This window comes from Halolamina sp. CBA1230, from assembly GCF_002025255.2.
GTDB lineage: Archaea > Halobacteriota > Halobacteria > Halobacteriales > Haloferacaceae > Halolamina.
This window is the reverse complement of the sequence record NZ_CP054587.1, coordinates 877,281-904,132: the sequence shown is the minus strand read 5'-3', so window position 1 is coordinate 904,132 and position 26,852 is coordinate 877,281. Positions and strand designations below refer to the sequence as shown.

Annotated in this window: 21 protein-coding genes; 15 read left to right on the top strand and 6 right to left on the bottom strand. The window is 55.7% G+C overall.

Annotated features, from left to right (window positions below; all coding sequences use genetic code 11):
• Window positions 1-57: 57 nt before the first annotated feature.
• The 3 genes from B4589_RS04585 to B4589_RS04575 all read left to right on the top strand — a co-directional run bounded on the left by B4589_RS04585 (window position 58) and on the right by B4589_RS04575 (window position 3,843).
• Window positions 58-1,092 (top strand): hypothetical protein, encoded by a 1,035-nt coding sequence (locus tag B4589_RS04585; protein ID WP_079233161.1) that lies wholly within the window; start codon window positions 58-60, stop codon window positions 1,090-1,092.
• 180 nt (window positions 1,093-1,272) lie between these two features.
• Window positions 1,273-2,961 (top strand): DUF2254 family protein, encoded by a 1,689-nt coding sequence (locus tag B4589_RS04580; RefSeq protein ID WP_143414266.1) that lies wholly within the window; start codon window positions 1,273-1,275, stop codon window positions 2,959-2,961.
• Between the two features lie 153 nt (window positions 2,962-3,114).
• The gene (locus B4589_RS04575; protein ID WP_079233160.1) at window positions 3,115-3,843 is read left to right on the top strand and encodes a hypothetical protein; all 729 of its coding nucleotides are present in this window, start codon (window positions 3,115-3,117) and stop codon (window positions 3,841-3,843) included.
• A gap of 148 nt (window positions 3,844-3,991) precedes the next feature.
• Here B4589_RS04575 and B4589_RS04570 read toward each other — a convergent pair whose 3' ends face one another.
• The 3 genes from B4589_RS04570 to B4589_RS04560 form a co-directional block, all read right to left on the bottom strand.
• Window positions 3,992-4,342 carry a hypothetical protein gene (locus B4589_RS04570; RefSeq protein ID WP_079233159.1) on the bottom strand — a complete coding sequence of 117 codons (351 nt, stop codon included), beginning with the start codon at window positions 4,340-4,342 and terminating at the stop codon, window positions 3,992-3,994.
• Window positions 4,343-5,644: 1,302 nt separating this feature from the next.
• Window positions 5,645-6,109, bottom strand: a complete 465-nt coding sequence (locus B4589_RS04565) for a hypothetical protein (protein WP_079235169.1) — start codon at window positions 6,107-6,109, stop codon at window positions 5,645-5,647.
• Window positions 6,110-6,542: 433 nt separating this feature from the next.
• The gene (locus tag B4589_RS04560; protein ID WP_079233158.1) at window positions 6,543-7,055 is read right to left on the bottom strand and encodes a hypothetical protein; all 513 of its coding nucleotides are present in this window, start codon (window positions 7,053-7,055) and stop codon (window positions 6,543-6,545) included.
• Window positions 7,056-7,263: 208 nt separating this feature from the next.
• On the opposite strand from B4589_RS04560, the gene B4589_RS04555 reads away from it, so the two are divergent.
• Window positions 7,264-7,506 carry a hypothetical protein gene (locus B4589_RS04555; protein ID WP_143414265.1) on the top strand — a complete coding sequence of 81 codons (243 nt, stop codon included), beginning with the start codon at window positions 7,264-7,266 and terminating at the stop codon, window positions 7,504-7,506.
• Window positions 7,507-7,529: 23 nt separating this feature from the next.
• Window positions 7,530-7,829: a hypothetical protein gene (locus B4589_RS04550; RefSeq protein ID WP_079233157.1), complete on the top strand. Its 300-nt coding sequence runs from the start codon at window positions 7,530-7,532 to the stop codon at window positions 7,827-7,829.
• A gap of 143 nt (window positions 7,830-7,972) precedes the next feature.
• Here the strand turns inward: B4589_RS04550 and B4589_RS04545 are convergent, their stop codons facing one another.
• Together B4589_RS04545 and B4589_RS04540 are read right to left on the bottom strand one after the other, a co-directional pair.
• On the bottom strand, window positions 7,973-8,455 hold the full coding sequence (locus B4589_RS04545) for a hypothetical protein (RefSeq protein WP_079233156.1): 483 nt from the start codon (window positions 8,453-8,455) through the stop codon (window positions 7,973-7,975).
• Window positions 8,456-8,499: 44 nt separating this feature from the next.
• Window positions 8,500-9,318 (bottom strand): uracil-DNA glycosylase family protein, encoded by an 819-nt coding sequence (locus tag B4589_RS04540; protein ID WP_079233155.1) that lies wholly within the window; start codon window positions 9,316-9,318, stop codon window positions 8,500-8,502.
• A 457-nt stretch (window positions 9,319-9,775) separates the two neighbouring features.
• On the opposite strand from B4589_RS04540, the gene B4589_RS04535 reads away from it, so the two are divergent.
• The 5 genes from B4589_RS04535 (at window position 9,776) to B4589_RS04515 (ending at window position 20,559) form a co-directional block, all read left to right on the top strand.
• Window positions 9,776-13,063 (top strand): ATP-binding protein, encoded by a 3,288-nt coding sequence (locus tag B4589_RS04535; protein ID WP_079233154.1) that lies wholly within the window; start codon window positions 9,776-9,778, stop codon window positions 13,061-13,063.
• A complete protein-coding gene (locus B4589_RS04530; RefSeq protein WP_079233153.1) occupies window positions 13,060-13,680 on the top strand; it encodes a hypothetical protein in 621 nt (206 codons plus the stop codon). Before B4589_RS04535 ends, B4589_RS04530 begins: the two co-directional genes overlap by 4 nt.
• A gap of 8 nt (window positions 13,681-13,688) precedes the next feature.
• Window positions 13,689-16,541 carry a DUF1156 domain-containing protein gene (locus B4589_RS04525; protein ID WP_079233152.1) on the top strand — a complete coding sequence of 951 codons (2,853 nt, stop codon included), beginning with the start codon at window positions 13,689-13,691 and terminating at the stop codon, window positions 16,539-16,541.
• Window positions 16,541-20,170, top strand: coding sequence for a DEAD/DEAH box helicase (locus tag B4589_RS04520; protein ID WP_079233151.1), 3,630 nt, complete (start codon window positions 16,541-16,543; stop codon window positions 20,168-20,170). The genes B4589_RS04525 and B4589_RS04520 overlap by 1 nt, the downstream gene beginning before the upstream one ends.
• Window positions 20,171-20,259: 89 nt before the next feature.
• The gene (locus B4589_RS04515; RefSeq protein WP_079233150.1) at window positions 20,260-20,559 is read left to right on the top strand and encodes a hypothetical protein; all 300 of its coding nucleotides are present in this window, start codon (window positions 20,260-20,262) and stop codon (window positions 20,557-20,559) included.
• Between the two features lie 7 nt (window positions 20,560-20,566).
• Here B4589_RS04515 and B4589_RS04510 read toward each other — a convergent pair whose 3' ends face one another.
• Window positions 20,567-20,797, bottom strand: a complete 231-nt coding sequence (locus tag B4589_RS04510) for a helix-turn-helix domain-containing protein (protein ID WP_079233149.1) — start codon at window positions 20,795-20,797, stop codon at window positions 20,567-20,569.
• Window positions 20,798-21,514: 717 nt separating this feature from the next.
• Between B4589_RS04510 and B4589_RS04505 the strand changes: the two genes are divergently transcribed.
• The 5 genes from B4589_RS04505 (at window position 21,515) to B4589_RS04485 (ending at window position 26,541) form a co-directional block, all read left to right on the top strand.
• Window positions 21,515-22,492, top strand: coding sequence for a hypothetical protein (locus tag B4589_RS04505; RefSeq protein WP_079233148.1), 978 nt, complete (start codon window positions 21,515-21,517; stop codon window positions 22,490-22,492).
• A gap of 333 nt (window positions 22,493-22,825) precedes the next feature.
• Window positions 22,826-23,650 carry a hypothetical protein gene (locus B4589_RS04500; RefSeq protein ID WP_079235168.1) on the top strand — a complete coding sequence of 275 codons (825 nt, stop codon included), beginning with the start codon at window positions 22,826-22,828 and terminating at the stop codon, window positions 23,648-23,650.
• Window positions 23,647-24,624 (top strand): hypothetical protein, encoded by a 978-nt coding sequence (locus B4589_RS04495; protein WP_079233147.1) that lies wholly within the window; start codon window positions 23,647-23,649, stop codon window positions 24,622-24,624. Before B4589_RS04500 ends, B4589_RS04495 begins: the two co-directional genes overlap by 4 nt.
• Window positions 24,624-25,298 carry a hypothetical protein gene (locus tag B4589_RS04490; RefSeq protein WP_079233146.1) on the top strand — a complete coding sequence of 225 codons (675 nt, stop codon included), beginning with the start codon at window positions 24,624-24,626 and terminating at the stop codon, window positions 25,296-25,298. The genes B4589_RS04495 and B4589_RS04490 overlap by 1 nt, the downstream gene beginning before the upstream one ends.
• 274 nt (window positions 25,299-25,572) lie before the next feature.
• The gene (locus tag B4589_RS04485) at window positions 25,573-26,541 is read left to right on the top strand and encodes an HNH endonuclease (RefSeq protein WP_394353845.1); all 969 of its coding nucleotides are present in this window, start codon (window positions 25,573-25,575) and stop codon (window positions 26,539-26,541) included.
• Window positions 26,542-26,852 lie beyond the last annotated feature (311 nt).

The following is a 26,852-nucleotide window of genomic DNA, read 5'->3' as shown; positions in this document are numbered from 1 at the left end:
AACACTCATTCAGCGACGAATTTAAACCCTTCTCGTACTGCTGACAATACACGAGCGATGGACGACATCCCCGACCAGGAAACCCTCCAAGAATGGATCGAGGGGCACGACCTCGACCGACGGGACGTCCTGAAAGCCGCAGCGCTGTTCACCGGGTGGGGCTGGCTGTTCAGAAACCAACTGCCTACAGCACGAAACACAGATTCCCGCCTGACAGAAGCTGAGGAACACGCGAGTAGACTCGCCGAGCAGCTCGATGGCACAGACCTTCGTGACCCGCTCATGATGTCGGGGCTCACGCCGATGGTTGAGCGTACCATCGAGACAATCAACGACGTGCTGCACGATGGAACAGTCACGTCCGGCGTGTGGGTCGCCGAGAAACACCGACAGGTCACCACCGTACTCAGTATTCTCCCGGGCGTCGATGCGCCGCCATCACAGTCACGCCCCGCAGCACGGCAGGCTCGTCTTGACACAGTGCTCACGTACTACCAATCACTCACCGATGTGCTCCAACACGTCGCGTCAACCCAGCGCGTCCTCGCAACGGTCGAAACCCCTGCGCTGTACGACGGAGACCACCCAGACCAAGCACTGTCGAGTATCATCGATCTCGACGCGATTGAAACCAGTATCGAGGCGAGTAGCCGTGTCGGCGAACACGCTGCCAACGAGAACTCCGCCGACTCACTACTCCCCGACACAGAGCAAGTGACAGCCCAGCTCAACACACAGGTACAGATCCAGCGCCGGTTCAACACAGCGATTCAAACGTATCTCGACACAGCCGACCTCATCGAAACCGGAGCTCGACAGCACGAACAAGGGAACCTCGACCAGGCGAACAAGCGATTCCACGCCGCCAAGGACGCAATCCCTGAGAAGGTACTCGAATCAGACCGCCCGTACGCGATCTCGCACGACGGCCCCACGCTACGCGACTACGCTACGCACTTCACCAAACGCAGCCAAGGACTCACCCAACTCATCGCCGCCTGTGATCCCGACATCGACGCCAGCACGCAGAACACCCGGTTCAACGACGGACTCACCCACCTCATCAACGCTCGCGGTGTCGTCAAACAGTAGTAATCCGGAGTAGTGGAAATAATCCTCCAGTAGTATCGAGAACAATCTGTTATTCACCGATTGTGCGTAGGCTAATATGCAGACGAATGGTTAGAGCCACGCAGTTGCATCTGTCTACGTCACTCGTTCAGAGCCAAAACGAGGGAAGAAGTAAGTGTCGTCGGAGTACACCCAGTCCCAATGGACGGGATCCACTGGGCTGAAAGACAATGGTGGCTTTTAGGGGCTTTATCCATGCTCTCGTCTATTGTAGCAGTTTCTCTTTTTCCAGCAGTCGGGTCGAATACTGAGGCTATCCTTAGTACGTTAGCTACGCTTCAGGCTGCGATTTTTGCCATCGTTTTTTCTGTAATTGTTCTTGGTGTCCAGTTGTCTGCATCAAGGTATTCTGCAAGAGTTGCAGCGACCTTTACCTCGGGAAGAGATTATTTGAGAACGGTCACAGTATTCGGAGCATCAATCGCTTCCAGCGTTCTCGGCCTGTACTTCACCACCTTCTCCGGGCCCATATTGACAGTTTACGTCATCACCTGTGGATTCCTCGCTGTAGGTGCATTTCTCACCCTGTATCAATTCGTAGACTCTATCTTAGAGAAAACCACCCCGGAAGGGGTAATCACCCTCCTTTCAGAGAGACTACAACCCGACACAATCGAAAAGGAGGCAAGAGTAGCTGCAGATGATCCGACAAAACCAGACCCATTTCTCGCTATTGTAAGCACCATTAGTTCACTTATCTCTGAGAAAGATCGAGCAGCTGCGATACTTGGCCAGAGAATGTTGAAAAACAGACTTGAGGAGCTGTTCGTTGAGTCCGAGGGACACTTATTCGAGGAAAATAGCCCTCTTGACCAATCACTCGAAAATCTACTCTCAGACCAGCTACCGAATCTTGTAGAAGAGTCGCTTTCACAGGACCTGAAACCTGTTGCGACCGAAGTACCTGAGACTGCAGAATACATCGGTTCAAAAGCAACCGAGAACAATCTCAGCATGCCGTTCCAGCATGTTGTTAAGGGGCAGACGGACCTGATTGATGGTCTCGGATTTGATGGTCCTGAAGAGAGCGTACGGAAGGACGCGATTGATACTGTCGAATCATTGCTTGGTAACGGAATTGAACAGGAGCTGTTTGAGGAGGCTGCCATCGGGGTTCGACGGCTTGGATGGGTTGCAGCAGCCTCAGCGATGATGAGAAGTACTGGGCAGATTTCGAAGGTATACACGTCTCTACTGATTTCTACATTTCCCAAGTTTCTATCAAAAGCCTTGAACAAGGGGGATGAGCTAACTGATCTTCGTGTTGATCGGTGGCTTCGAGTTCACATCTTAGATGTATCCCCGATTCAGAAAGTCATTGGCAGCTGTTATGGGTCCATGGCCGAGTTGACATCCGCAGCAATCAGATTCGAGTTGAAAACCGAGGAGCAATTCGTGAATTGGAACATGGTCGGTAATGGATGGACTCGCGGGGCCGAAAACCTTGACCAGTCAGAGTTGGAGTCGATGGCCGAATTATGGTACGGTACAATACTCTATCTGCGATACATCGATGATGTCTCACCAGAACACGTCATGGAAGACTTTGATATCTACACTAGTCACCGATTGTCTAGTGATCTCCCAGTCAGAACTGCTGACAGGATCATTAACGGGAGTTTAGATCCAACATCTGTGATAGATTTCATGCCGGGAAGCGTCGATCCCGTTGAACTCCCGTTAACAGGTGTAAAAACGCCTCCAGTAGAGGGGGAACCATCCTTTACAGAATGGGTACAGTCCCAGAGACATCTACTCGACACTTCTCGGAGGAGTGGGATGTATGGAAGTGTAGACCCTCCATTTGACGAAAGTGATGATGAAGACTGACTCTTCAGAAAAGTCTCTTCAGCAAACCATCGGTGGGGATCTCAGACTCATAGATAGGCAGTCTCACGTTAGTTCTGAGTCGAATGGAGAGTGTTGAATGGTAAAGCGCCGAAATTCTTAATCACCCAAGCTTGCTAGCTCCTCACAAGCACGATGAGTGACGTGACCATCAAAGGCGAAATCCACGCCAGTCGAGGGGATCTTGAAGAGGAACGCGACCTCCTCGCAGAAGGAGTTGACACGCTCGTGATCGAGGGGAGTAGCGAGGACGAAGTCGGGGTGAGCTGGCTTCATGCTTGGTTCGAAGTAGCGATACTGATCTTCGAGTACTTGTTCGCCGAGAGCCTGTACACCGACCACCAGACACTGGTAGATATTGCAAAAGGACAGGGAGCCGACGTTGTCTACACTCGTGACACGGATGCAGCCCTCATCGAGAACTCACATACACTCGTGACCGGAGCAGCGTTCATACTGTTCTACGGGCTCGTGTTCCTCTCCGCGTTACTCGGAATCCTTGGAAACCAGATCGCTGGTGCCGGTACCCTTCTGTTGGCCGGCGGCGGACCAGTGTTGCTACTGCGGCTCTACGAAACAAGGAAACCTGGTGACAACCGCGACAAGAAGATCGCTGAGAAGATTGCGCAGGCCGCCACAGACGACGACCGAGTTGTCGCCGTCATGGGCCAGAGCCACGCAAAAACCGTTCCCGACTACCTCCCCACCGACATCAATCCCGAAGTGAAAACGCCAACCTATGGGTTCTTCTCCTTCCCGATGGGACGCGATCTGTTCGTCCCTTCCGTACGGGTGGCTGGAACAATGGCAATCGTGTACCCCGCGTTCCTCGCAGCCTTCGAGACGTACCTCGCGCTTGTCTGAAGCACATCGCATACCGAACCAGAATTTCTAGTCGATGGTTTTCAGAATTCTCTGACCCGGCAATTCATCGACATCTGACCAGCCAAGATATGCCAAACCCCGAATACCTAATCCAGTTTGTGAACGAATTAGAGCTATCCGGCCGGACCTACAGCTGAGACTCGATCTCCTTGAGATCCTCAGCGAAGCGAGCGATCTCAGAGTCCTTCTCACCAGGACCATCATACACCTGCTTTACTCGCTGCTCAACGTTCGCCTCAGTTCGATTCGATGAATCTGCGACGTTCCGGATGGCTCGTCGAGCTCGGTCTACTTCGACCGGGAGCTTCTGGTCCCGCGTTTGGGCGTGCAGCGGAACCGGGTCAAGTTCCAGAAACTCTGAGACGACCTGGTCTCTGTAGTCACTGGCCGGAGCCACCTGATCGAACACTTCGTCAGTTGCTTCCGCCTGTTCAACCGTCAGCGGTCGATTCTCTTGGATGACATCGTGTAGTCCCATTGCACTCTCACCTATGAGGGGGGATGTAATAGACAGCGATCCATTGTATGCCAGTTAGGCACGTGATCTTTGAGCATACTATGCAAAAAGGTTTTATATGAAGGTAGAATCGACGCTTCAGTGATAATCAAACTCCGATCATACCATCGGATATCCAATATCTAGCACTTCTTTTTGCTACTCATTGAACGATCTCACTGGACTCCGTTAGTACAATCTTCAAAACTAGGTTCCACTTCCACCGTGGTTGGCTCGCCTTTTTGACCGCTACATCACTACGTGCTAGTGGAGCCTGGAATCCAGTGTGACACGCTCCAGCGCTCCATTTCCCCCGATGCCCACCAATCGTTCCACACTCGGACGGTGCCCAGCCTGTAACACCGTGATCCCTGCAGGTAAGCTTCTCATCAAGTACGAGAAAGGGGACTCCCAGGAAGTCTACGCAGAATGCCCTGAATGTGAGATCCCAGTCCGACCGGGTTAGTACGTGTCAAGCCATATCCGCCTCAGTCTCTGCTGTCGGCGGCGGCCGTTCCGAGCCTGCGGCGGCATAATATAGTCACGGAAGAGAGGACGCGTATCGGTTAGACTCCGCTGATTCGGTGTTAAGATAAACAGTTCTGATCCGCCTCATAAGCAAGTACTCACTGATCTTCTTGCGACTGGCTCTCAAACACAACCGACCCTTTGAGTTAAACAGTATATTTAACAGATACGTGTGTAGACGCGACCAAGAACGATGTACTTGCTACAAACCATCTACCCATTCGCATTAGCCAGTGCGAACATCGCTATGGCCTGGCTTCTCTACCATCTGTCTGAACCCGTTTTCGGAGGCCTTCTAGGTATGATCGCGCTCTTCGTCATACTCGTCTTGATAGGAAGTACCGTTAGCGGCGATCGAGCTATAGTTGAAAACCGATTTGATTTTCCTCTTTGACCTGCGGCGCTAACCACACCCGCTGATCTCACCGATAACCATTGGCACCACAGCGATATCTAAATCTTCTAGACAAGTAAATGAGTGTGAGTCCAACGAACGCGAACGCATCGATTGTGACGTAAACAAGCATCAACGGTGCTGTCGGGTGCAGTCCGGGAATCGGCCCGACGCCGAACATCCATAACGACACACCGACCGACGGTGGGGCGGTCCTCAGAATAACGGGTGTTTGAACGAGAGTTGCCGGTTCCCTGCGCCGAGGCTGACGAGGGGTGACGGAGCGTGGGACGACGGTCCTGACAGCACCGGCGCGCGATTCAGATCTACCCGGAGAAGCCTTCGCGCACGGAGATAGAGAGCTACCAGCCTTCGTCGGGCGGCGGGTACTGCTCAACGGGCTCGCCCTTCTCTTTCACGACCTCCGGTTCCTTGTCGCTGGGTCCGGCCTCGTCGATCTCCTTGAGGATGGCGTAGAAGCGCCACTCATCGCCGTAGTCGAACAGGTAGCAGATCCGGTCGCGTTCGTCGAGGTCCAACTGGTGGGCCATCTGGCCGACCGTCGTCTCGCCTGCGTCGTACTCTTCACCACCCCGAAGCATCCCGCTTGGTGACTGTTCGATCTCGCCGGGCCGCTTGTACTGTACCTCGCTGTCCCAGTAGTCCTGGTCGGTCCCGAAGAACCAGAGGTGGTCCTGATTCAGTCCAACCGCGCTGTTCAGCACCGACTGGAGCTCGTTGAGCGTGCGGTCCGCGCCGACGAGGATATCCCCCCACAGCGAGGTCGGGTCGTGTTCGTACTTGATACGGAAACGGTAGGTCGTCATCGTTGTCTCTCGGTCGGTCTCCACTCGGGGCGGTCCAGTTGGTACGCTAATGCGGCTCGAAAGGTCTTCCCCGCGTGTCCTTGGTAGGGGTTGTACGGCCCGTTCACACAGTATCGCATAATTCGCTCTCGAATGTTTCGCGAAGCGCCCGATCCCGAAAACCCACGCGGGAGGGCGTCAAACAACTTATCTGTGTTCTCAATGCGAAAATAGGGCTCAAGGGTATCTGGCATTACAGTCACGATGTGACCGGGTATGCGGGGGTGGCACTTCGAGCAGATCGTCACACGTACCTGGCCATCTTTTTGTGCAGCATAGTTCGGAAGTCCATCTTCTGTCCCCTGCTCGTGGACAAGGCCAGCCGTGTGAGGAATATCGATTTCTCGACAATCCCAGAGATACGGCTCCTCCGAGTCTGTCTGGCGTGCCCTGGTCAGTCCCGCCATCGTTGAATAGCACCTGAGAGGGTCTGGCGGACAGTATCTTTCACGTCGCCCAACTCGATGTGGTCATATGTTCCTGCGCCGGAATCTCCAAACTGAAGCTCGTCGTTTCGTTTCCGATAGTCACCAGCCGCCGCTTGTTCCCATTCCCGCTTGGTATTGCGGTAATAGTAGTCGAACCGATTATCGCCGAATTCGATGTAGGCAATATCCATGCCGGTTTCAGGGTCGGTGAAGACCAGTTTGTAGTCGTCACCGTACTCGGTTTCCTCGACGTGTTCATGTAAGTCGTCGATGTCGCGGATGGCTTCGACTATCTGTTGTACTGCGTCCTTCAATTCCGGTGTGAAGTACGCGGCAAGTTTGTCGAGTTCGCTCGGATCGGGAATGATTCCGAGTTCCCGTTTCAGCACTTCGTTAAACGTCTCTGCGCCGTATTCAGCCTTCTTATCTTCGAGATGGGCATGAACTGGTCCGTCCACGCGGATGGTCTTCTGGGTCATTACAGAAGACAGTACACACCACCAAAATAAGTAATTTACGGGTATTGTATAACCGTTATACAGTCGAAGTGAACTCAGCCGTTGTTCAGATAGATTATTCAAAAAAACTCGATTACCCCGGCGCACACAGAACAGTCGTGGTCCCCGTCACTCAGCACCAAATCGTCTTCCTGTCCACCCACACTCCGGACACCGGACTGGCTCCGTTATGGCTGAACCTTCCGGCGGCGACGACCGAAGAGTACTCGTCACGTCGTTCGCCACCCACTTCGCCGAATGCACATCACGACCGATGTCCTCGGTAGCACCGATCACCGTCAATTTCGTTCTCTCAGGTATCTTCTACGAGGTACTCTACTCCGCTGGACGTGGGCTCTTAGAGGACATCCAACTCACGTTCGTGAGTCTGACGACCGTTGCCATATTCGTGCTCAAACACCGACTCATTTGACAGGGCCTGCCGTACAGGCCGATATGGAATGGCAGTTTGTGGCCAGCAATCAAGTGGAGGCTCGGGTCTCCTCCGCAGAAACGGACTCACCCGAGCTCCTCGGAGACCTGCTTTCGATGTGGACTAGAGACCGCCACCTCCACGACTGGGAAGACAGAGACAGGATGGCGCAGGTCGCTGTCGAGTACTCGGACTTAGATCCCGTGGAGATATGGGCGATATTCGGGGCAGACGTCGAAGACCTCCCATCGGTAAGTCCTCCACCGTGGTCGTTTTCACATCCCTCGAAAGAGGGGACGATTACGCTCCGTTCCGAAGACTGATCCTAGGACGGAGGTACAACGCCAAGGCACAAGACCAGATCAACAGTGAACAAGATTCTCTGTGACCGTCCCAATTTCTGGTCATGATTGCCTCCGCCAGACTCCACACCTGGAGCCGAATACTCACCATCGCAGAAGAAGCCTCACTTGCCCTGTTGAACAGCCGAAACTACTCGGTCATGTTCGATCAGTATCCGCTCCGGAACCCACTGGTGAAACTCGACGGCACTCTCGTCGAAATCGGTTCGAACCGTTGGCTTCGACGGAACCGTACCAGAGGTGCGGAGACCGAGTCGCACCTGTGCGTTGTTCCGCTTTGTGTCGCCTCTGGGGAGGAGGTGGGCAAATACACTGTTTCCGCGTACGTCTGCGGGTTCCAACTCACCGCGTTCCTCTCCGGTGAAGTTGATCCGCTCCGTTCTGCCCCCGACGGACAGCACCGAGAGTGACAGTTGTTCATATGCCCCGACGGCAGCATCCCTTAACCGGCTCCCAAACCCGTCGTCGCGGAACGAGACGGAAGTCCCCCCTGAACAGGTCAGAGTGATCCTGACGGCCGCCACGGCGAGGTCACTCTCGTCGGCCCGAACCGCGAGCAGGTTCGTTCCCGGGTCGAAGGGGTCCACAGAGTGTCTAAAACGTACTCCCGACAGAACATTATTTTCAATAGTCAGCCTAGAAGCTTCAGAACAGTCTCTCTATACCTCTGATAATCTTCTTTTGATGCGTTACTACTGTACATAGACGGGTGATAATGCGGTATCACATCGAATCCAGCATACTTCTGATGCGTGCCGTGAATCTCACCTAAATCACGGGAATCAACCAACCCGGAAACACCCTCACCAATCATTATAACTACTTCAGGATCGACCCGGTCTAATTCCATTTTAAGATACTCTTCCCCAAGTTCTGCAGCTGCATCAGACTCCGGCAACTCTCCAAAATCCCCACTTCCGAACTTGAATAAGTTCGTATAATAAATCGTATTATATATCCTATCATCGTAGATACCGGAGTTTAAATACTCCTCTTCATCAAGATAGTCAGTATCGGTCGCCAATGGTCTGAACACACCGCCTTTGTCAATCGGTTCGTCGCTCTTGTAGACGCCTAGCCAAGCGTGTCGAGGATGATCAGAGTAATTCGTGAAGTACTCCTTCATCGTCGAAACCGACTTCTCCTGAATCTTCTCGAAATCCTCGGCCATCTCCGCAAAGTCAAAAACATCATCACCCGGCCCATCGGGATCGAGTTTCGGATTCGTACCGACAACTGCGATTTCCTGATCCCGTGCTGGATAACACCTGTAGAACGCGTAGAAGTTCAGTTTGTCTAGTTGGTTATCGAACTCAGAATCAGATTCACTATCTACGTAGTCCGGATCATCGTCCTCATATCGATGCCACCAATCACGAGCCGAAAGTTCCCACTGATTCTCAACTAAATCGACGTGAGCCTCGAAACATTCCTCGTGTAAGTCGTCCATATATTCACTATTGGAATGAATCCTGCTACAAAAAACTGTACTGGTCGGTTCAATTGAACGCTCTCTACGTCTTCCGGTTTGCTGAGTGGCTATTCTCTACCCGGATCTAAGTAAACCGGTCGAACGAGTAGCTCTCCTCAATGTCATCTATGAAGGGATTCAACAGAATCTCCGATATCGGTTATCCTGTCTTACTCTTTACCCTATCTGAATGCTGCCTACTCAGATGAGAATATAAGAGACTAGATAAAGGGCCGATGTAGGAGCCTTCTGGTAATTGCGTTCACGACGAGATGAATAGTACTACCAAACGCCTAAGTTAACGCTGGGTCAACCCACCTTCAGTAACATATGCAGTGGCACACGGATATACTCCGATACTACGCAATGGTCCCGCCAATGATTCGTGTGCGAGAGTGGGCGAAGGCAAACCTGTCCTCAATGAGCGAGGATACGAATGAGTGATACACAATCCACACCGGCACAGCGAAGTGACGTCCCCAGTATATTCGACACCTGTGAACCACGGCAGGATGTTCTCACTGGAGAGCTCGCAGAGGACCAGTTCGCTGCGAGCTTAGCAGACGTTGCACACAGCAGTGATGCACCAGAAGTCTACGCTGACCCGCAGCTGTTCTTTGAGAAGACTTACCCGACAAGCGGGCTGCAAGAACTGCTGACACGGCTCACGACTCGGTTCGTCGGCTCTCACCAAGACGACTACACTGGGACAAACGGAATCCTCCGCCTCGACACGAGTTTCGGCGGTGGGAAGACGCATAACCAGATTGCCGCGTACCACTTAGCCGAGTCGCCTGAAGCTGTCCCGGATATTTCCGACTTCATCCACGATCAAGAACTCGCTGACAACTATACCGAAGCCGCGGCACTCGGGCTCGACGTCAACACCGCTGTCTTTGTCGGGACACACGTAGATGCAGAAGATGCCCGTTCGAATTACGAGGACGCCGATGCCCCCGCAACCAAGACGATGTGGGGCGAAATGGCCTATCAGCTCTTTGGACGTGAGGGGTACGAGTTCCTTCGAGAAAACGACGAGAACCGAACCCCACCTGGAACTACTAAGCTCGAACGGTTGTTCGAGCGTAACGACGACCCGTCGCTCATCCTCATCGACGAGATTGCGGCATACTTGGAGCAAGCTGCAGCCGTGGAAATCGGGGACTCAACACTTGCAAAGCAGACAAACGCGTTCTTGATGTCGCTGCTGTCTGCGACTCAGAACAACGACAAAGTCACCGTTGTTCTAAGTATTGCGGACACAGCCTTCGCCGACCAAGCCGAAGACATCCGAGGGCTCGTCTCGGAGACGATCTCCGAGTTCAACAGCATCAGTGACCGTGTCGAGGACTCGATCACCCCAACAGAGGACAGCGAAATCGCTGCCGTGCTCCGCCACCGGTTGTTCGAAGACATTGGCGATGACGGACGTGACGCGACAGTCGATGCGTACGCGTCCTTCTACGTCGGTGATCGTGATTCCTTCCCCGACCATGCAGCAAGCGCGGAGCACAAGGAACGACTGAAGGAGAGTTACCCAATTCACCCGACCGTCATCGACACACTCACCGAAGAACTCGACTCGCTTCCATCGTTCCAACGAACGCGTGGAGCACTCAAACTCCTGTCTCGGGGCGTTGCACGGCTCTGGAAGCGACAAGATGACGAACGAGGACGGCATTACGTTCGCCTGTTCGACCTCCACCCATCCGATGGCGACGTCCGTTCGACGCTCTTGCGACTGTTCTCCTCGGTCGATATGGACTTCGAGGCGGCGATCAAAGCGGACATCTACTCTGAAGACGGCACCGCAAACGCCGAGGAAGAAGACCGAGACTGGATAAAGAACGGGCACCCACCGCTTGGAACACAACTCACTACGTCCATCCTCTGGAAGAGCATCGTCAAAGGTGCCGAAGGCCGCGGTACTACGCGGCGGCCGCTTCGACACGCAGTCGCCAATATCGACGTCGAACTCGCTCACTACGACGACGCACTGAACAACCTTCTCGGAGAAGGTCGGCGTTCTGCATGCTTCTTCCTCCACGGAGACAATGGCGAGAAGATCCAGTTCAAGTCTGAACCGAACCTGACAAAACTCGTCGATTCCGTCGTCGAACAGCTTCAGGACGGGCTCGCTCGACGACACCTCGAAGAAGCACTTGACTCGGCGCTTGGGCAGGGTAGCCTCAACGTCATCGTGGGTCCAGAACAGCCCCACGAGATCCCGGACACGGCTGACGAAGCACACCTGTGCGTGATGGACTTCGATACCGTCACGATCTCGGACTACGAGACCGTGCCAGAGACGATTCAGACGCTGTTCAAAAACACGGCGTCCTCCAGTGGTGGGCAGAAGACGCCGCGGGTGTACAAGAACAACGTTGTCTTCCTCGCAGCTAGCACAAACGACGTTACCGATGCGAAACGGACTGCCGAGCGCGTCGCCGCAATCAAACACATCCAGAACAACCTCGGCGACCAGTATGAACTGAACAAAGAACAGCGGGACAAACTCGGTGAGCGCCTCGACAGCGCAAAAGGCACGCTGGACCAAGACATCAAGAAAGCGTACACGCACCTGTACTTCCCGACCGCCGACGGCCTCGCACACCGGAACGTTACGACTGACAGTACGATCCACCAGAGCGTAATCGAGAAGCTCGAAGAGGCGGGCGCAATCATTCCCGAGGGCGAAGGGGCGTACGGCGTCGATTGGTTCGAAGCGACGATCTGGAACGTCGGCGCGACGTCGATGACTACGCGCGCACTCGAAGAGCAATTCGGCAAGCGCCAAGACGCCGAGATCCTCCTCTCACCGATCCCGCTTCGCAAGACCATCGCCAAGTTGGTGTCCGAGTCCAACTACGCGTACTGGGACGACGACTTGCAGAAAGGATACCACACGTCGAATGCCACGCTCTCGACTGATGAGCACGAACTAGACGACGCCGAAAATCTCGCCAGTGGGCTTGACTACCAGAACGTCAAACTCACGCAGTCACACGCCCTCTACAAGTCCATCGACGAGTTGGTTTCCGACATCGGAGACGAAATCGACTGGGAAGAACCGGAAGAGGAAGAGCCAGAAGACGAGAGTGACGGTGGCAAATCCGACGATGGTGACAATACCGACGACGACGTCGATGACGACATCGACGAGCCCGAATCGTTCAGCAGGCTCATCGAGGTTGAAACGTCCGACCCGGTCCATATCTCGCGTGCACTGCAGGAGATGCGTGCCGATATCGCCGACGAGCTTACCGAGGCACACGAGGAATACCGCGGTCATCCTGACGAACTCACCTCTGTTGTCGAAGGCGTATGGATACGGATCGACGGCGCAGACGCCTGGAAGGGGACGTGGTTCACCGCCAACAAACTCAGCAACTCCGAGAAGTTCGGCGACCACACCACGATGAACTTCGACTACGAGGCCAACGATGGAGACGGCGAATCCGTCTTCGAGGTCGATTTCAACGGGACCCCCGACGTGTTCGCCGACCACCTCCGATTCAACATGGAGCCGGAGGATCTCTCCAGCCCCGATGGTGGTCGCACAGCAGAGGCGGACTTCAGCATCGAGTTCGACCAAGAAGACGGACACCTCTACGAAGAGACGTTCGATGCCATCGACGACCTTCTCGCCGTGGACAACGCGTTCACCGTGACGATGCACACTCAGATCCGGGTAGTCGAAGCAAGCGAGGTGGCTGGCTCGTGAGCAAAGGGCTCGCCGAAGGGAACTCCTTCGCGTTCACCACCGGTGCGTACGGCAACCGCCCGACGTTTGTGCTCACACGGGAACGTATCGACGACCAACACGAGGTCAGCCTGTACGAACTCGCGCCGGAGGATATCGCTACCGCACGGAAGGAACGCTTCGACAAAGCACAGAAGTCAGAGAACGTCACCACCTACGACCTCAACGACGCCATCGTCGGCGACCAGTCACCCTCGGAACTCCCCGGTACGGACAACAGCGGACCGTTCACCTGGGACAGTTGGTGTGCGATCAAAATCGCAACTCTCCGTGGCGACTCGTTCAACGAAGTGAGCTTCCTCATCGAATCGACGTTCAAAGAAATCGACCTCGACCCGCAAATCATCTGTACCGGAGCACCGGCCAGCGTAAGCCTCCCAGAAGGCACAGGCGTACGCCTCTCCATCGCCTTCCGGACAATGAAGCCGATACGTCGCCGAGACAAACTCCGAGCCGTCGCCAAAGGCATCGACCAAATGAGCCTCGGCGAATGCTACTACTGGCACGCCAAAGCTCGCTCACCGTCGTCGCCAAACGGAACGAAAGCACTCCGAGTACTGCTCGCCGACCACCTCTAACAATAAATATGACTGATAAAACACCAATAGAAGATGCAGATGTTCCAGAGACCGTTTCAATCGAATCGAAACTTCCGCTAAATGCTATTGACATTGAAAGCCAGAAAGATATGGAGTCGGGACGATATCATCCGCTTCGAAGTCTCCACAAGTGGTTTGCCGCACGTCCTACACCCGCTGTTCGTCTGTCAATTATAGCATCAGCATATCCCGGTACTATTGAACCGGATGAGCTATTGAAACTCATGCAAGTGGGTCCAAATGCGTTGGAGTCGGGGATCTCTGAATTTGTAGAGAATAAATTTTCTGAGCCTAGAACTAGCGGTACTCTTGACGACCATTACGGGTATCCCAATCCGAACACACAAACGCCGACTAAAGCTGAGATTGACCGTCTTCATAACGAAATTCAAGATGGATGGGGTGGTGAATCTCCAACCATCCTAGATCCAACTGCGGGCCGTGGGAGTATCCCATTTGAGGCGATGAGATACGGATTTAACACAAAAGCAAATGAGTTAAATCCGATCCCGTCATTAGTCATGAAAACGGCACTAGATTATGTTCGTAACGTCGGTTCCATAGAATCGGAGCTACATGAGTGGCGAGATAAGATCCATCAAACTGCAACAGAGGCAATAGAGCCGTATTTCCCTACTAAAAAGCCGGGCAGAACAATACTAAACTCGGCATTTACCTATCTAATCAAATGTGATTCGTGTGGTGGCGATATTCCGCTAACCGGGAAATGGTGGCTTGATAAGACAGCGGAAGGTGGAGATGCGATTCGACCAATATACAGCAACGGGGACGTAGATTACGAACATGTCAAAGTGGAAAACGTAGATGATAGCTATGACCCCGATGATGGTCCAGTATCTAGCGGGGATGCAGTGTGTCCACATTGTGATGTTCCCACGCTAAAAAAGGATCTTCAATCAAAAATAAAGAATGGTGAATTTGACTATAGCATCTATGGTGTTAACTACGAGAATGAAGATGGGACACATCAGTTTAGAGCGGGTGACGAGGTCGATCGGAGAGGTATGGAGAAGGCGCGTGATCGAGTAGAGTCCGACTTTGATTTACTCACGTTCCTTACCGAACCGATCGAAGTGAGTAGTCGAATAAACGACCCAACAAATTGGGGAATGGAAGAATGGCGCGATATATTCAATCCTCGACAACTAGTCACTCACTATGAATATTATTCTGCATTTGAAGATCACAAGGAAGAGGTCAGATCAGAATATGACGACAAGAAGGCAGATGCAATTCTAACAGTCTTATCACTGGCAGTAAGTAGAACAATTACATTTAATTCCCGGCTTAGTCAGTGGTACGACGACAGAGGAATTCCGGATAAAATCTTCTCTGATAATAATTATGCTTTCAAGAAAATGGCAGGGGATAATAATATCTCTGCGCCACGACGTGGCTATACTCGGTGTACAAACCACGTTATCGAATCTTACGAGAAACTAGTATCCTTCTCACCAACGGGTACTGCAGATCTCTCGTCACAAGATGCAGCAACGCTAACATCCAAATGGGAACCTGGATCAGTAGATATCGCTATTGTTGACCCCCCATACTACAGCAGCATTCTGTACGCTGAGCTATCTGATCTGTTTTACGTTGTGCAAAAAAGATATCTAGAGGATATTCATCCAGATCTATTTCAGAAAAAGCTGACAAATAAGGCTGACGAGGCAATTGCGAATCCAGCCCGATTTGAAGATATCTCAGACGGAGACCAATCTAAAGATGAGCTGGCCGACGCGTTTTACGAAGAAAAAATGGAGGAAATTTTCTCAGAGACACAAGACCTCCTGACGGAAAATGGCATAATGACGGTTATGTTCACCCATCGAGAGATGGATGCTTGGGACACACTCACTTCAGCACTCATCAACGCAGGCTTCACAATTACTGCCACCCACCCGATTAAAACCGAAATGGGAGATCGGGTCGGACTGCAGGGGAAAGCGAGCGCAGATAGTTCCATCTTCCTCGTCGCCCGTAAGCGAGAAGACCAGACTACAGGACGAACACTTTGGGAAGATGTACAAGACGATATTCGGGAGGCAGCCAGGGACCAAGCGGAAGATATCTTAGACTCAGGATACAACATCTCGAAGACGGACACGGCCATCGCCGCCTACGGCCCAACGCTGCAGAAGTACGCCGAGGAGTACCCCGTCGTGAACAAGAAGGGCGAAGAGATCCGGCCTCGGGAGGCGCTGAGTCAGGCCCGAGAGGCAGTTACGGGTGTACTCGCTGAACGATTCCTCAAGACCGACGGTATTGAGCAAATCGACTCGCTCTCGCGCTGGTACATTCTCTCGTGGCTCATCTACGAGAACGACACCATCCCCTACGACGAGGCACGACAGTTGGGCGTCGCTGCCAACGTCGATATTGACAACATCAAGCGTCCAACCAAGATCTGGGGAAAGAGTGGGAAGGACATCCAGCTGAAAGACCACACTGACCGCGTTCAGGACATCGTCATGCTGAAAAGCGACGATGCTGAGGACCCATCCTCTCGGAAGTATCCAGTCAACCCGACCGACACTCGATTCACCTACAACATCGACGCGGTCCACTCCGCGATTCACGTCTACGAACGCGAAGGGGCCCGCGCAGCTTGGCAGTGGCTCTCGGACCGAAACCTCAAATCGGACCAAGAATTCGAAGCGACGATAACTGCTCTACTAGAGGTTCTACCCACTGAGTCGGACATGCGTGAAACTCTCGTCAACATCGTTTCCGGCGAAACTGGCGACTACCTCGACATCAACCTCGATCACATCGACATGACGAAAGACGGCCAAACTGAACTCAGCGACCACGAATAATGAGCTTACAGGACGTCCCGTGGGACCCGGTATACGAGAGCGAGTTCCGGAGCAACCGGACCCTCATGGAGACGTTCTACAAACCGTTTCTCGATGAGGTCATCAGATACGACCGACTGGCGGGCTACCTGAGTCTTCGGAGCCTCGCACATGCGCTAGAGGGCGTCGATTCCCTACTCGAAACTGGAGGTACCGTCCGCGTCATCGCCGGTGCGGACCTCCAAGAACAAGAGAAAGGGGCGATGTTCCCCGACGCTGACGAGCCGCTTGAACCGTGGGTCGAATCCCAACTCAAGATTATTGCGACGCTCCTAGATCGGGGCGACCTCCAGATCAAGGTCGGCGACCCAAAGGCTGGTGACGGACTCTTCCACCCAAAACTCGGTATCGGCGTCGATGGTGACGGCAACACGCTCACCTTTGAAGGAAGCATCAATGAGACCCTGAGCGCATGGCAGTACAACTATGAGCGATTCAAAGTCCACCGCTCGTGGAACCAAGGCGAAGCGAAGTACGTCGAGGAAGACGTCTCGACATTCAACGCACTTTGGAACGGGTTCCACCCGTCAGTCGATGTCTATGAACTGGACGAGGCTGCTCGCCAAGACCTGATCGACTGGAAGGACACCGATGGAACACTCGACGAACACGTCGAACGTGTTCAAAATCACAACTCACAGACGATCGTTCCGGAGAACGATACTGCAAGCGTCGTCTCGCTCGCCGGGCGCACCCCAGGGGGGATGCATCTCGCAGAAGAAATCAGCACCGTCACACCGTGGCCACATCAGCGCACGATTTCCGATACAGCAGTCAGTATCTACCCGAATAACCTCCTCTTCTGTGACGAAGTTGGACTAGGGAAGACCATCGAAGCGGGAATCACCCTCTCACGGTTGATGCAGACCGAACAGGTCGAGAACGCGTTATTCCTTGTTCCTGCAGGCCTCGTTCAGCAGTGGCAAGAAGAACTACTCGACCGATTCAACATACACGCATACTACCACGAACGCTCATACGACGGCGACTACATGGTCGGCCCTCTCGGAACCCAAAGCGACGACCAAATCCCGATCTCAGGGAACGTCGATGCAGCAAACTGGGAAGAGACACCGATTGGATCGTTCGTCACACAGCGAGACCAGCCGACAGTAGTCATTGAATCATGGCACACCGCACGGATGGAGGGAAACCAGTCACACGTCGCACCAAAGATAGACGACGAAATCTGGGACCTCACCGTCGTTGACGAGGCACACAGCGCGAGAGAAGGAACAAAGCTGTACGACCTACTCGGCCAAACGGAGGACGTCTCCCGCTGTCTATACGCTCTCACCGCGACGCCCATGCAACTCAATGTGGGGGAACTATACGACCTTCTCCGACTGTGCGACTTACCGCAGGAGTGGGACAACAAGGAACGATTCGTCGAGTTCTTCGAAACACGCCGAGCCCTCGGAGAAAGCCTTGAAACAGTGGACGAGAGCTATCAGAGTGTCACCGATGGACGGCAGCAGGTACTGAAGCGCTTCCAAGAGGAACTCGACCTCGAAGAAAACGAAGGCCGGCCGAAGCTCGAACGTTTCGGGGAACTACTCCATGAGCACATCCAGTCGAACCCTGGATACGGCGACCAAGCGAGAGAGGTGATCGAAGAAACTGATACTGGCTCGATTCAGCAGCGCAAAGCGCTGGAGAAATTACTCGGTGTTCGTGAGACATCCTCTCGTTTGGATGACCCGACATCGTTGATGTTCGATCTTGGCCCGGTAGAGTGGAAGGCACTTGTAGAAGCCTCCCAGTGGGCCACGCCAGTTCAATCACGAATCTTCCGGAATACTCGTGCTGTCCTTGAGAAGTGCCAAGAACTCGACCTACTCGATGACACGGTCCCGACGCGAGACGTAGAAACTACTCGAATCGAACTGGGCGATGCAGAGCCGCTATATGACAAAGTCGAGGAGTACATCGACGAGACCTACAAGCAATCACAGAAGGTACTCACTGGGAAAGAAAAACTCGCCCTCGGGTTCGTGATGACCACGTACCGCCAGCGGCTAACAAGCAGCCTCCACGCAATCCGACAGAGTCTCAAGCGGCGTATGGAGAAGCTCGATGGTAAAGTCGAAGACCTAACGGAGGAGGTCTCAGAGCTCAGTAAGGACTCTGGCGTGACCGAAGCCACCATCGACGAAACAATCGGGCAAGAATCACTTGACGCCTACCGCCCCAGCAGCGGTGAAGCTGCGAGTGTAATCCGTGCCGAGCGTTCGGCCCTCCAAGAGTTCGTAGATGACCTTGATCGTGCCCACACGGACCCGAAGGTCGCCCAGTTAGGACGTGATATCCGGGAACTACGTCAAGACGCGAAGGACAACATCATCATATTCACCCAGTATCACGACACACTAGAGCATATTCGAGAAACGCTCACAGATACCCACCCTCACGTCGGGACCTACAGTGGGAAGGGTGGAATGCGATACGACGTCGATACTGGAGAGTGGGATAACGTTGGCAAAGAGGAAATCAAGCGGGATTTCACACAAGGAAGTACCAATATTCTAATATGTACCGACAGCGCAAGTGAGGGACTCAACCTCCAAACAGCTGACGCACTGATCAACTTCGACTTACCATGGAACCCGATGCGTGTCGAACAGCGAATTGGACGCATCGACCGAATCGGGCAGAAAAACGAGATTGTGAAGATCATCAACTACGCGTACAAAGACAGTATTGACGGGGACATCTACGAGGAGTTGGAGGGGCGACTACAGTTGTTCGAGAACGTTGTTGGGCCAATGCGACCAGTTCTGAACAGTATTGAGTCAGACATCAAAAACGCCGTCATGGGTGGAACTACTGACGGAAATGAGTCTGCAGAGCAGGTAGTTCAGAAGGCCGACGACAAGGCGCAACAAGCACAACAAAAAGCGGAAGAGACAGGTCTGGAAGACGAAGCCGATTCAGCGACGACACGTGAGGCAATTATCGAGAGTTCTGGACTTGACGGATGGGAGCCATACTGCCATCCCGCGCTGGAGAGCGTCGGAAGTGAAGATAGAGCGTACGAACCCCTAGTTGATCTCGGAACGATTGAAACACTTCTGACCCAGAGCACCCGTCTTGAGGAGGCTGGTTGGGAATTTACTGCACTGCGAAATCACGAACGGAAGGATGATTTCTCCAGCGTGATCGATGACGCTTATGTGCTTCATACACCCGATCTCGACCGGATAACCGTTGCCGACTCGTTCACAGAAACCGCACAGGCAGAACTCGGAGGAGAGGGACTAGTAGTTACGTTCGATCCAGAAATTTCGGAGTCGTATCCGTCAATCAGACTCTTACTACCAGGCGACCCGCTGTTTGAAGCTCTTATCAACGATGCAATAGCCGATGAGTCAGATATCCTTGAATTCGTGTGTGGGACCCACGGTAAGAGCGGCTCTCAAGTGACCACGGCGGACCACGTAGACGACACTCAAACAGCGGAGGTCGTACAGCCAGCATCAACAAACGAATCTGTAAAGAACTTGCTCGGCGGAACCGAGTCGGTCCCATCACCTGATAGCGCGGAACAGACTGTTCTGGAGTGGCTTTCACGGGCACCCCGTGTAGAATAGTATATCATTCTTTCAGAAAACCTTCAATCTCAGTTACCAACGCAATACTACTACACAGGGTTAAGTGGTCTCTGTGACACCATCGAGCTATGAACATTAACCATAATCCCGACCTGGAACCTCGTAATCAAAGTGAGGGGGACCTAGAAACGTTCCAAGATTTGGAGCGAGGTGACAAAGTGACCTTTTTCGAGTGGCCTGTTGAGCCGCTCACCGTTCTTGCTAGGGAAGACGACGAAGAATTCGGAGACCGTATCCGCGTGAAAGCTGCTGGTGACGAGTCATTCTTATATGAAGTGGATGGTCATCTTTGGCACTATGCAGACGTGGGTCAAGAAAGTGCTAATCCATTCCCGGTTCAGAATCTTACCCTGATAGAAGCAGAGTAATAGACACTTAGTCTGCTAACTCCCACAAGAGAGAGTTCCCAACTTTTTGACTTTCTATCACACCCTCCTCTTCGAGTGCTTGAAGCTTCAGATACGCAGTTCTTCTGTCACAACCCACCTTATTTGAGATATCGGTTGTTCCTGCAGGACCGAATTCTTTAAGAGCTTCTAAGAAGTCCTCACGCGGGTATTCCTCGGTGAATTGCCCGCTTTCCTCATCACGGTCCCGACTTCCCATATAGTCTCAATGCAAGTTGGGTCACTAATGACTACTGGGACACACCCCATTAGTCAATTGTCCAAAGGTATTTACCAATGGCTCCCTGACTAATGGATGCGAACCCAGCCCTCGGGCACAGTTGAGCAGAAGTGCCTGGGTGTTGCAGCACCCAGGCTGGGTTCAAAATGCCGCGTGAGAACCCATGAAAAACTCAAACCCTGAAACACAAGAAGGCAGCGGCAGGCCGACTATTGAAGAAATACATCAAATAAATAATATTTCGCTCGGAGTGGGGGCCGCGACGTGTCAAGTGTGCGGTTCTTCCTTGTCCGAGGGAGATGCGGTTGCGGTGTACGTGTTTCGCCCGGCTGGAGCGCCGGTGTTTCAGCTGGGGTACGTAATGTGTGGTGGTGGCCGGCACGATCATCCGGAGGAGTTCACGCTTGGTGTGCGGGAACTCGTTGTTGCGGGCCGTGTTGGCTGGTGTTCGGATGTGGTGACGCAGTCGGCGTGGCCGGTGTTGCTTGCGCCTGCGGTGGTGGGGGTGAGTACGGCGGCGACGCAGTCACTGACTGAATTCCCAGTTCAGGACACTGATGCAGGTGCTGGCACTGAGAGTGGTGAACCGAATGGCCCGGTTCCGTTGGTTGAGCAGGTATTGAACGTTCGTGCGGAACGGTGCGGGACGCGACCGGCTGTCGAGCGACATGATGCGTTCCGTGGAGGTGAGCGGCGATGACCCGCGAGCAGGTGCTGGATGCGTCGCATTTGCCGGGTGACGTCGCGTTCCCGGACACTGCTGAGGACTTGCTGTTCCCGGACGTGTACGTCGGGCTGGAAATCGACTTGTTGGCTCCTGGTGATGGGGTTGTGACGGACCGGCATCACGCGTCTGCGGACCGGTACGAGGCGGATGACCCGATGAATCAGATCGAGGGGCAGATTTCGCCGTTCACCCTGAGTGGCTGGTTGCGGCACGGGTGTGAGGAAGTGGTGCAGATTGCGGGGGCGACGGCGTGTCATCCTGGGGAGGCGAATGCGGACTTCATGCGTGCGGACGTGTACGACCGTGACTTGGAGTCCGGGTATCACGAGAAGGGTGCGTGTCTTGACGAGCACGATGCCGGGTGTGTCGTGTACGACGTGTTCGGCGGGTTCGGTGATCAGCCGGGGAAGCTGCTGCGCCGCCCGGTGTCGTTCTCGCCGATTCGCCGGAACGTCGATGTGTTGGATGGTGAGGCGGAAGCGCATTTCCGCCAAGTGTCGAACCAAGTGCGCTCGCGGAATGCGGCGGACGGCGGGCAGCCGTTGCGGCACGCCCAGCGGGATGTGCTGGGGAACGTCGAGGGGACGTGGAAGCTGACGCTGCGAGACCTGAAACCGGAGTTCGTCGGGCTGCTTGTGGAAGCGGTGTCGTTCCTCGACGCGCACAGTGATGAGTACGCGTTCCAGATCGGTGGGGCGCGGAACTTCGGTGCGGGGATTGCGGACGCCTGGATCGTGAATCCACTCTACACTGAACAGGAGGTGCGCCGCGTGTTTCACCGCGGGCAGGCGGCGACGACGGCGATGGAGCAGAAAGACGAGACGTGGCGGTCGGCGTACCGCCCAGTGTTCGTGGAAGCGTTGCAGGCACGGGTCGCCAAACGCGATGGTGACGTGCCGGTCCCGGACGGTGATACTGACGGTGAAGACAGGGGTGATGGGGCGTGACTGACGGCGGTGCGGATGACTCGTCGGCGGGTGACGAGTCACGGTGTACTGTGAATGAGGCGGTGGAGGAACTGGCAGAACCACAGACAGACTTGCGAACGGTGCAGGAACGCGAAGCGGCTGTTGAGCGTGTCGCGTCGAGTGATGGTGACTGTGCGTGTGGCTGTTCGGATGCAGCTGCTGGTGACGCGGGTGAGCGTGAGGAGTTAGATGCGTTGGCGGAACCGCAAGTTGATCTACGCACGGCGCAGGAGCGGGAGGCGGCGTCGGGCGACGACGATGCGGCTCATGCGGGCGACGCTGGTGACAACGATACTGGTCAAGGTGATCGTGATGCGTGAGGCGTCGGCGGCTGGCGACGATGCAGACAGTGACGTGTCGGTTGAGCCGATGGTGGCGGTGTACCGGCACGACGTCCACAAGCTCCGGTCGCGGGCGCACGAGCACGCGGCGGAGTGCGTCCATGGCGTGCCGGTGAACGAGCCGGTGCCGGCGGGTGCGGATGTGGATGCGGCGTTGTTGAGTCGGCCCCGTGGGGATCCGGAGCAGACGGTGGATGCGCACGCGTCGTGGCGACGCCTCTCCCTGTTGACTGGGGAGCCGGTGTCGCCGGCGGCTGCCGATGCGTCGCTACGGGAGTTGCTGCGGTTCGACGACGCCGACCAGTTGCATGCGGCGTGGTTGTCGGCGTCGCTGCCAGCGGCGTTCAGTGAATCGCCGTACTACCCGTACACGTCAGTGAAGTACCACACGGTGCTGGCGGCGGCGCTGTTGGATAATTACCGCGCCGGCGCTGCGTTCGAGGACCTGTGGCTCGCGGTGACACGCAGTGGAAACGAAGGGGGTGCCGTGGTGCCGCATCGTACGGTGCTGGCGACGTCGGCGTTCACACTGCACGTGACGCGAGACCCTGACGGGCGGCCGGCGGCGCGACTCGGTGCCGTGCCGGCGCGGTCGTTCGCGGACGTGTGGTCGCGCCTGCCTGAGATCCCGTTCGACGTGGCCGGGTCGCGGCGGTGGCGCGTGTTAGACGCGCAGTTGCGGCGGATCCGGTCGTGGTCGGCGGCGCTCCAGTTTATCGAGGAGTACGTCGCGGCGTTCACGCCAGCACAACCGGTCGGACGTGACGGCAGCACAGATGGGGGTGAGCGGCGGTGACGCGGATTCAGCAAGTGTTGTTCGAACTGGAGGCGCAGTACCTCGGGCACCCGTATTTTGTGACGGGGAACGCACTGTTCAACGCGGTTGCGCGGCGTGTCGATGCGGCGACGCGGCGCTCGCTGCACGTGAGTCACGGCGTGTTCCTCCCGGGCGAGTACGGTGAGTTCCCGGCGGCGGCATCACAGGACGGGTATGCGGGGAAACTCGGGCAGTCACTCCCGGAGGTTCGGTCGTACGATGATTTGTTCGTGTTCCGGGATGCAGCGCAGCGCTGGTTACTGTCGTCACGGCCGCGCGACGCGCATAACGTGCTCGACGTGCAGCAGCACGGGGACCACGTGGCGTTCGCTGACACGTGTTGGTTCGGCCGGCCGGCGGAGCTGCGGGATCACCGACGGTCCGTGTCGTGGTACGTGCACTGCTACCTGCACGCCGACACCGACGGGGCCGGCGACGACGATGGTATCCTGCCGGTCGATACGGACGTGCTGGACGGGATTCGTGTCGGCGGCGCGCGGAACTACGGGTTCGGTGAACTCTCCGTGGCGGACACGCAACTCGTCGAGTTGGACGCGTTGGATTACTCGCGGCTGGAAGACGCTGACGACGGGGTCGAGATCGAGTTGGTGACGCCGTACGTGCTGGCGAGTGAGCAGCCCGGGGCTGATGCGCAGGACGTGCCGTGGTGGTGGCGTGTGGAGTCTGATGCAGTCCAGGCGTCGCCGGGCGGCGAGGAGTTACGTCGGCGGGAGACGCGGCTGGTTGACGGTGATGCGTCGTACGCTGTCGAGACGGTGGATCACGGGCAGGTCGTCGCGTACGCCGGGTCGGATCCGGTACGGACGGCGAAGAACGGGGTGACGCGGGTCGGCACGCACTCTCGATTCGGGTTCGGCGAGCTGCGTGTCAGGCCGGCCGGGACGGACCGTGTGCCGGGACGTGGAGAGGGGCGTGCGGGGGGTGATGCGTGATGGTGTTGGAGCAAGTCGCGTTCGATATCGAGACGACCGGGTTCGATGTCGATGACGAAGTGACGGTTGTTGGCTTCGCGGTGCCGATGGGCGTCCGCGTGTTCCTTCAGACGGGCGGGCGACCGGTGGAGACAGTTGGCGACGACGTTACAGCGGGTATCGAGGACGACGCCGGGACGCTTGTGAACGTGTCTACGCATTCCGCGGAGCAGGGCCTGTTGGCGGCGGTGTCGTCGTTCGTGGCGGAACGGTGTTGCGGGCGGGACGTGCTGCTGGTCGCGTTCAACGGGGAGACGTGGAGCGGCGGGTTCGACGTCCCGTTCCTCCGAACGCGGTTTGCGCGTGTCGGGTTGCCGTGGCCGTTTGACGACGTCGCGTACGCTGACCTGCTGCCCGTAGTGTCGGACCGGTTCAACACGACCGTTGACGGCGACGCGGTGACCGACTTGGCGCGAGCGTACACGGTCCTGTGTGACGGGCCGTACTGTGAACTGGATCCGTTCGACGACAGCAAAGAAGCAGTGGCGGCGTTCGAGGACGGGCGGTTCGACGAGCTCGTCCGACATAACGTGGCGGACGTGCTCCGAACGAAAGCGCTCGGGCGCGTCGCGGAACGGTACTGCGCGAAATCAGAGTTCCGAGTTAAGTCGCTGACACCGACACGAGATCCATGATTTGGGGAGCATCGCCGCCGCTGCGGGTGACGAATCAGAAAGGCCCGCCGGGGTGAGGTGGAGCGTCCTGACGCGACGGCGCAGTGTGCTGTGACTGCGGATTGAAGCGATACACCACGACACACGCGAGGCGGATCGAGCGGGAACGACTGAACACGACGACTGACCGATGCCAACACAGTCACGACACTCAGGCGACGGCAGTACAGACACATCACCGACGCAGGCGGACGGACATCGAGACCACGAGGACCACGAAGCGTGTCACGAGTCGGTGCCGGCAGCGACGCGCGACGCTGTCCTCGACGACTACTCGCATCGATGCCAGGCCTGTGGGCGGCGTGGCCCGGAGGAAGGCGGCCTCGCAGCGCTGCACGTCCACCACATCGAGCGGGACCCTGCCGGCATGGACGAGCACGACGAGGAGAACTTGACGGTCATGTGCCGGCCGTGTCACAAGTGGCTGCACCAGCAGGTGGACCCGACTGACGCGCCGGTGCGGCTCACGGAAGAAGATCGGACGGTGCTGCTCTCCCAAGACATCGAGATTCTGCAGGTGCTGGCAGACGAGGGGCCGGCGCGAACCGGTGAGATCGCCGCTGCACTCACGGCGGACTTGACCGTGTCCTCTGTCAGGGAACGCCTGTGGGTGCTCATGGGGCTCGATAACCAGGTCGATGGGCGTGAGCAGCAGCTCGTCGATAAGGACGTCGAGACCGGTGAGTGGGGACTCGTCGATCAGGTCGGCGTGTCCGCGCGCGGGCACATCCCGGACGACGACCAGTTGTTGTTGCAGCGCATGGAGGACGAGCAGGTCAGGCGGGCGGTTGACCGCGGGTGTGATCGGGACGCCATCATGGATGTGCTGGGTGTGTCGCGCCGCTCGACGTTCTACAAGGCGAACCGCGGGTACGCGTTCGACTTCCCGCTGGACGCGTTCAGTCGCGGCGGGCGACCACCGACAGACACCCAAGACCAGGACGCGAATCGTGCTGGTGAGGCAGACGAGGATGACGCAGATGCACAGCAGCGCCTCGACGCCGTCGCGGAGGACGGTGACGATGACAGTCAGACGGAAACGTGGGGCGGTGACGCTACGGACGAGTCAGTTGATGCGGATGGGGCGACGCTGTTGAGCGAGTTAGCGCAGGAGGAAGAGTCGGGCGAGTCGGCTGACGATCTTCGTGATGAGGTACACGCCGCGATCGAGAAACTGGAAGCCCTGCAAGCGACGGTAGAGTAACACCCGCTCTCGATATAGGCAGGGTTTCGAATTTCTGACGAACGGCGTTGAGGATATCACCTATGTTTGTTGTCGTGTTTTGAACTTGCCGCTCAGTAGGTGTGCGGACTCACCACAGTTCCTGGTCACAGTCATTCAGGATGTACTGGTTCTCGACACTGCGGGCACTCAGCGAAGACGCCGGTTTCGTATTCGATGAGCAGCAAATCTGATGGAATATCGCTCCCGCAGACCGGACAACTGCCGAGGCTCGTGATCGACATTAGGGGAATGGAGCACTGGAGCGTGTCACACTGGCTTCCAGGCTCCAC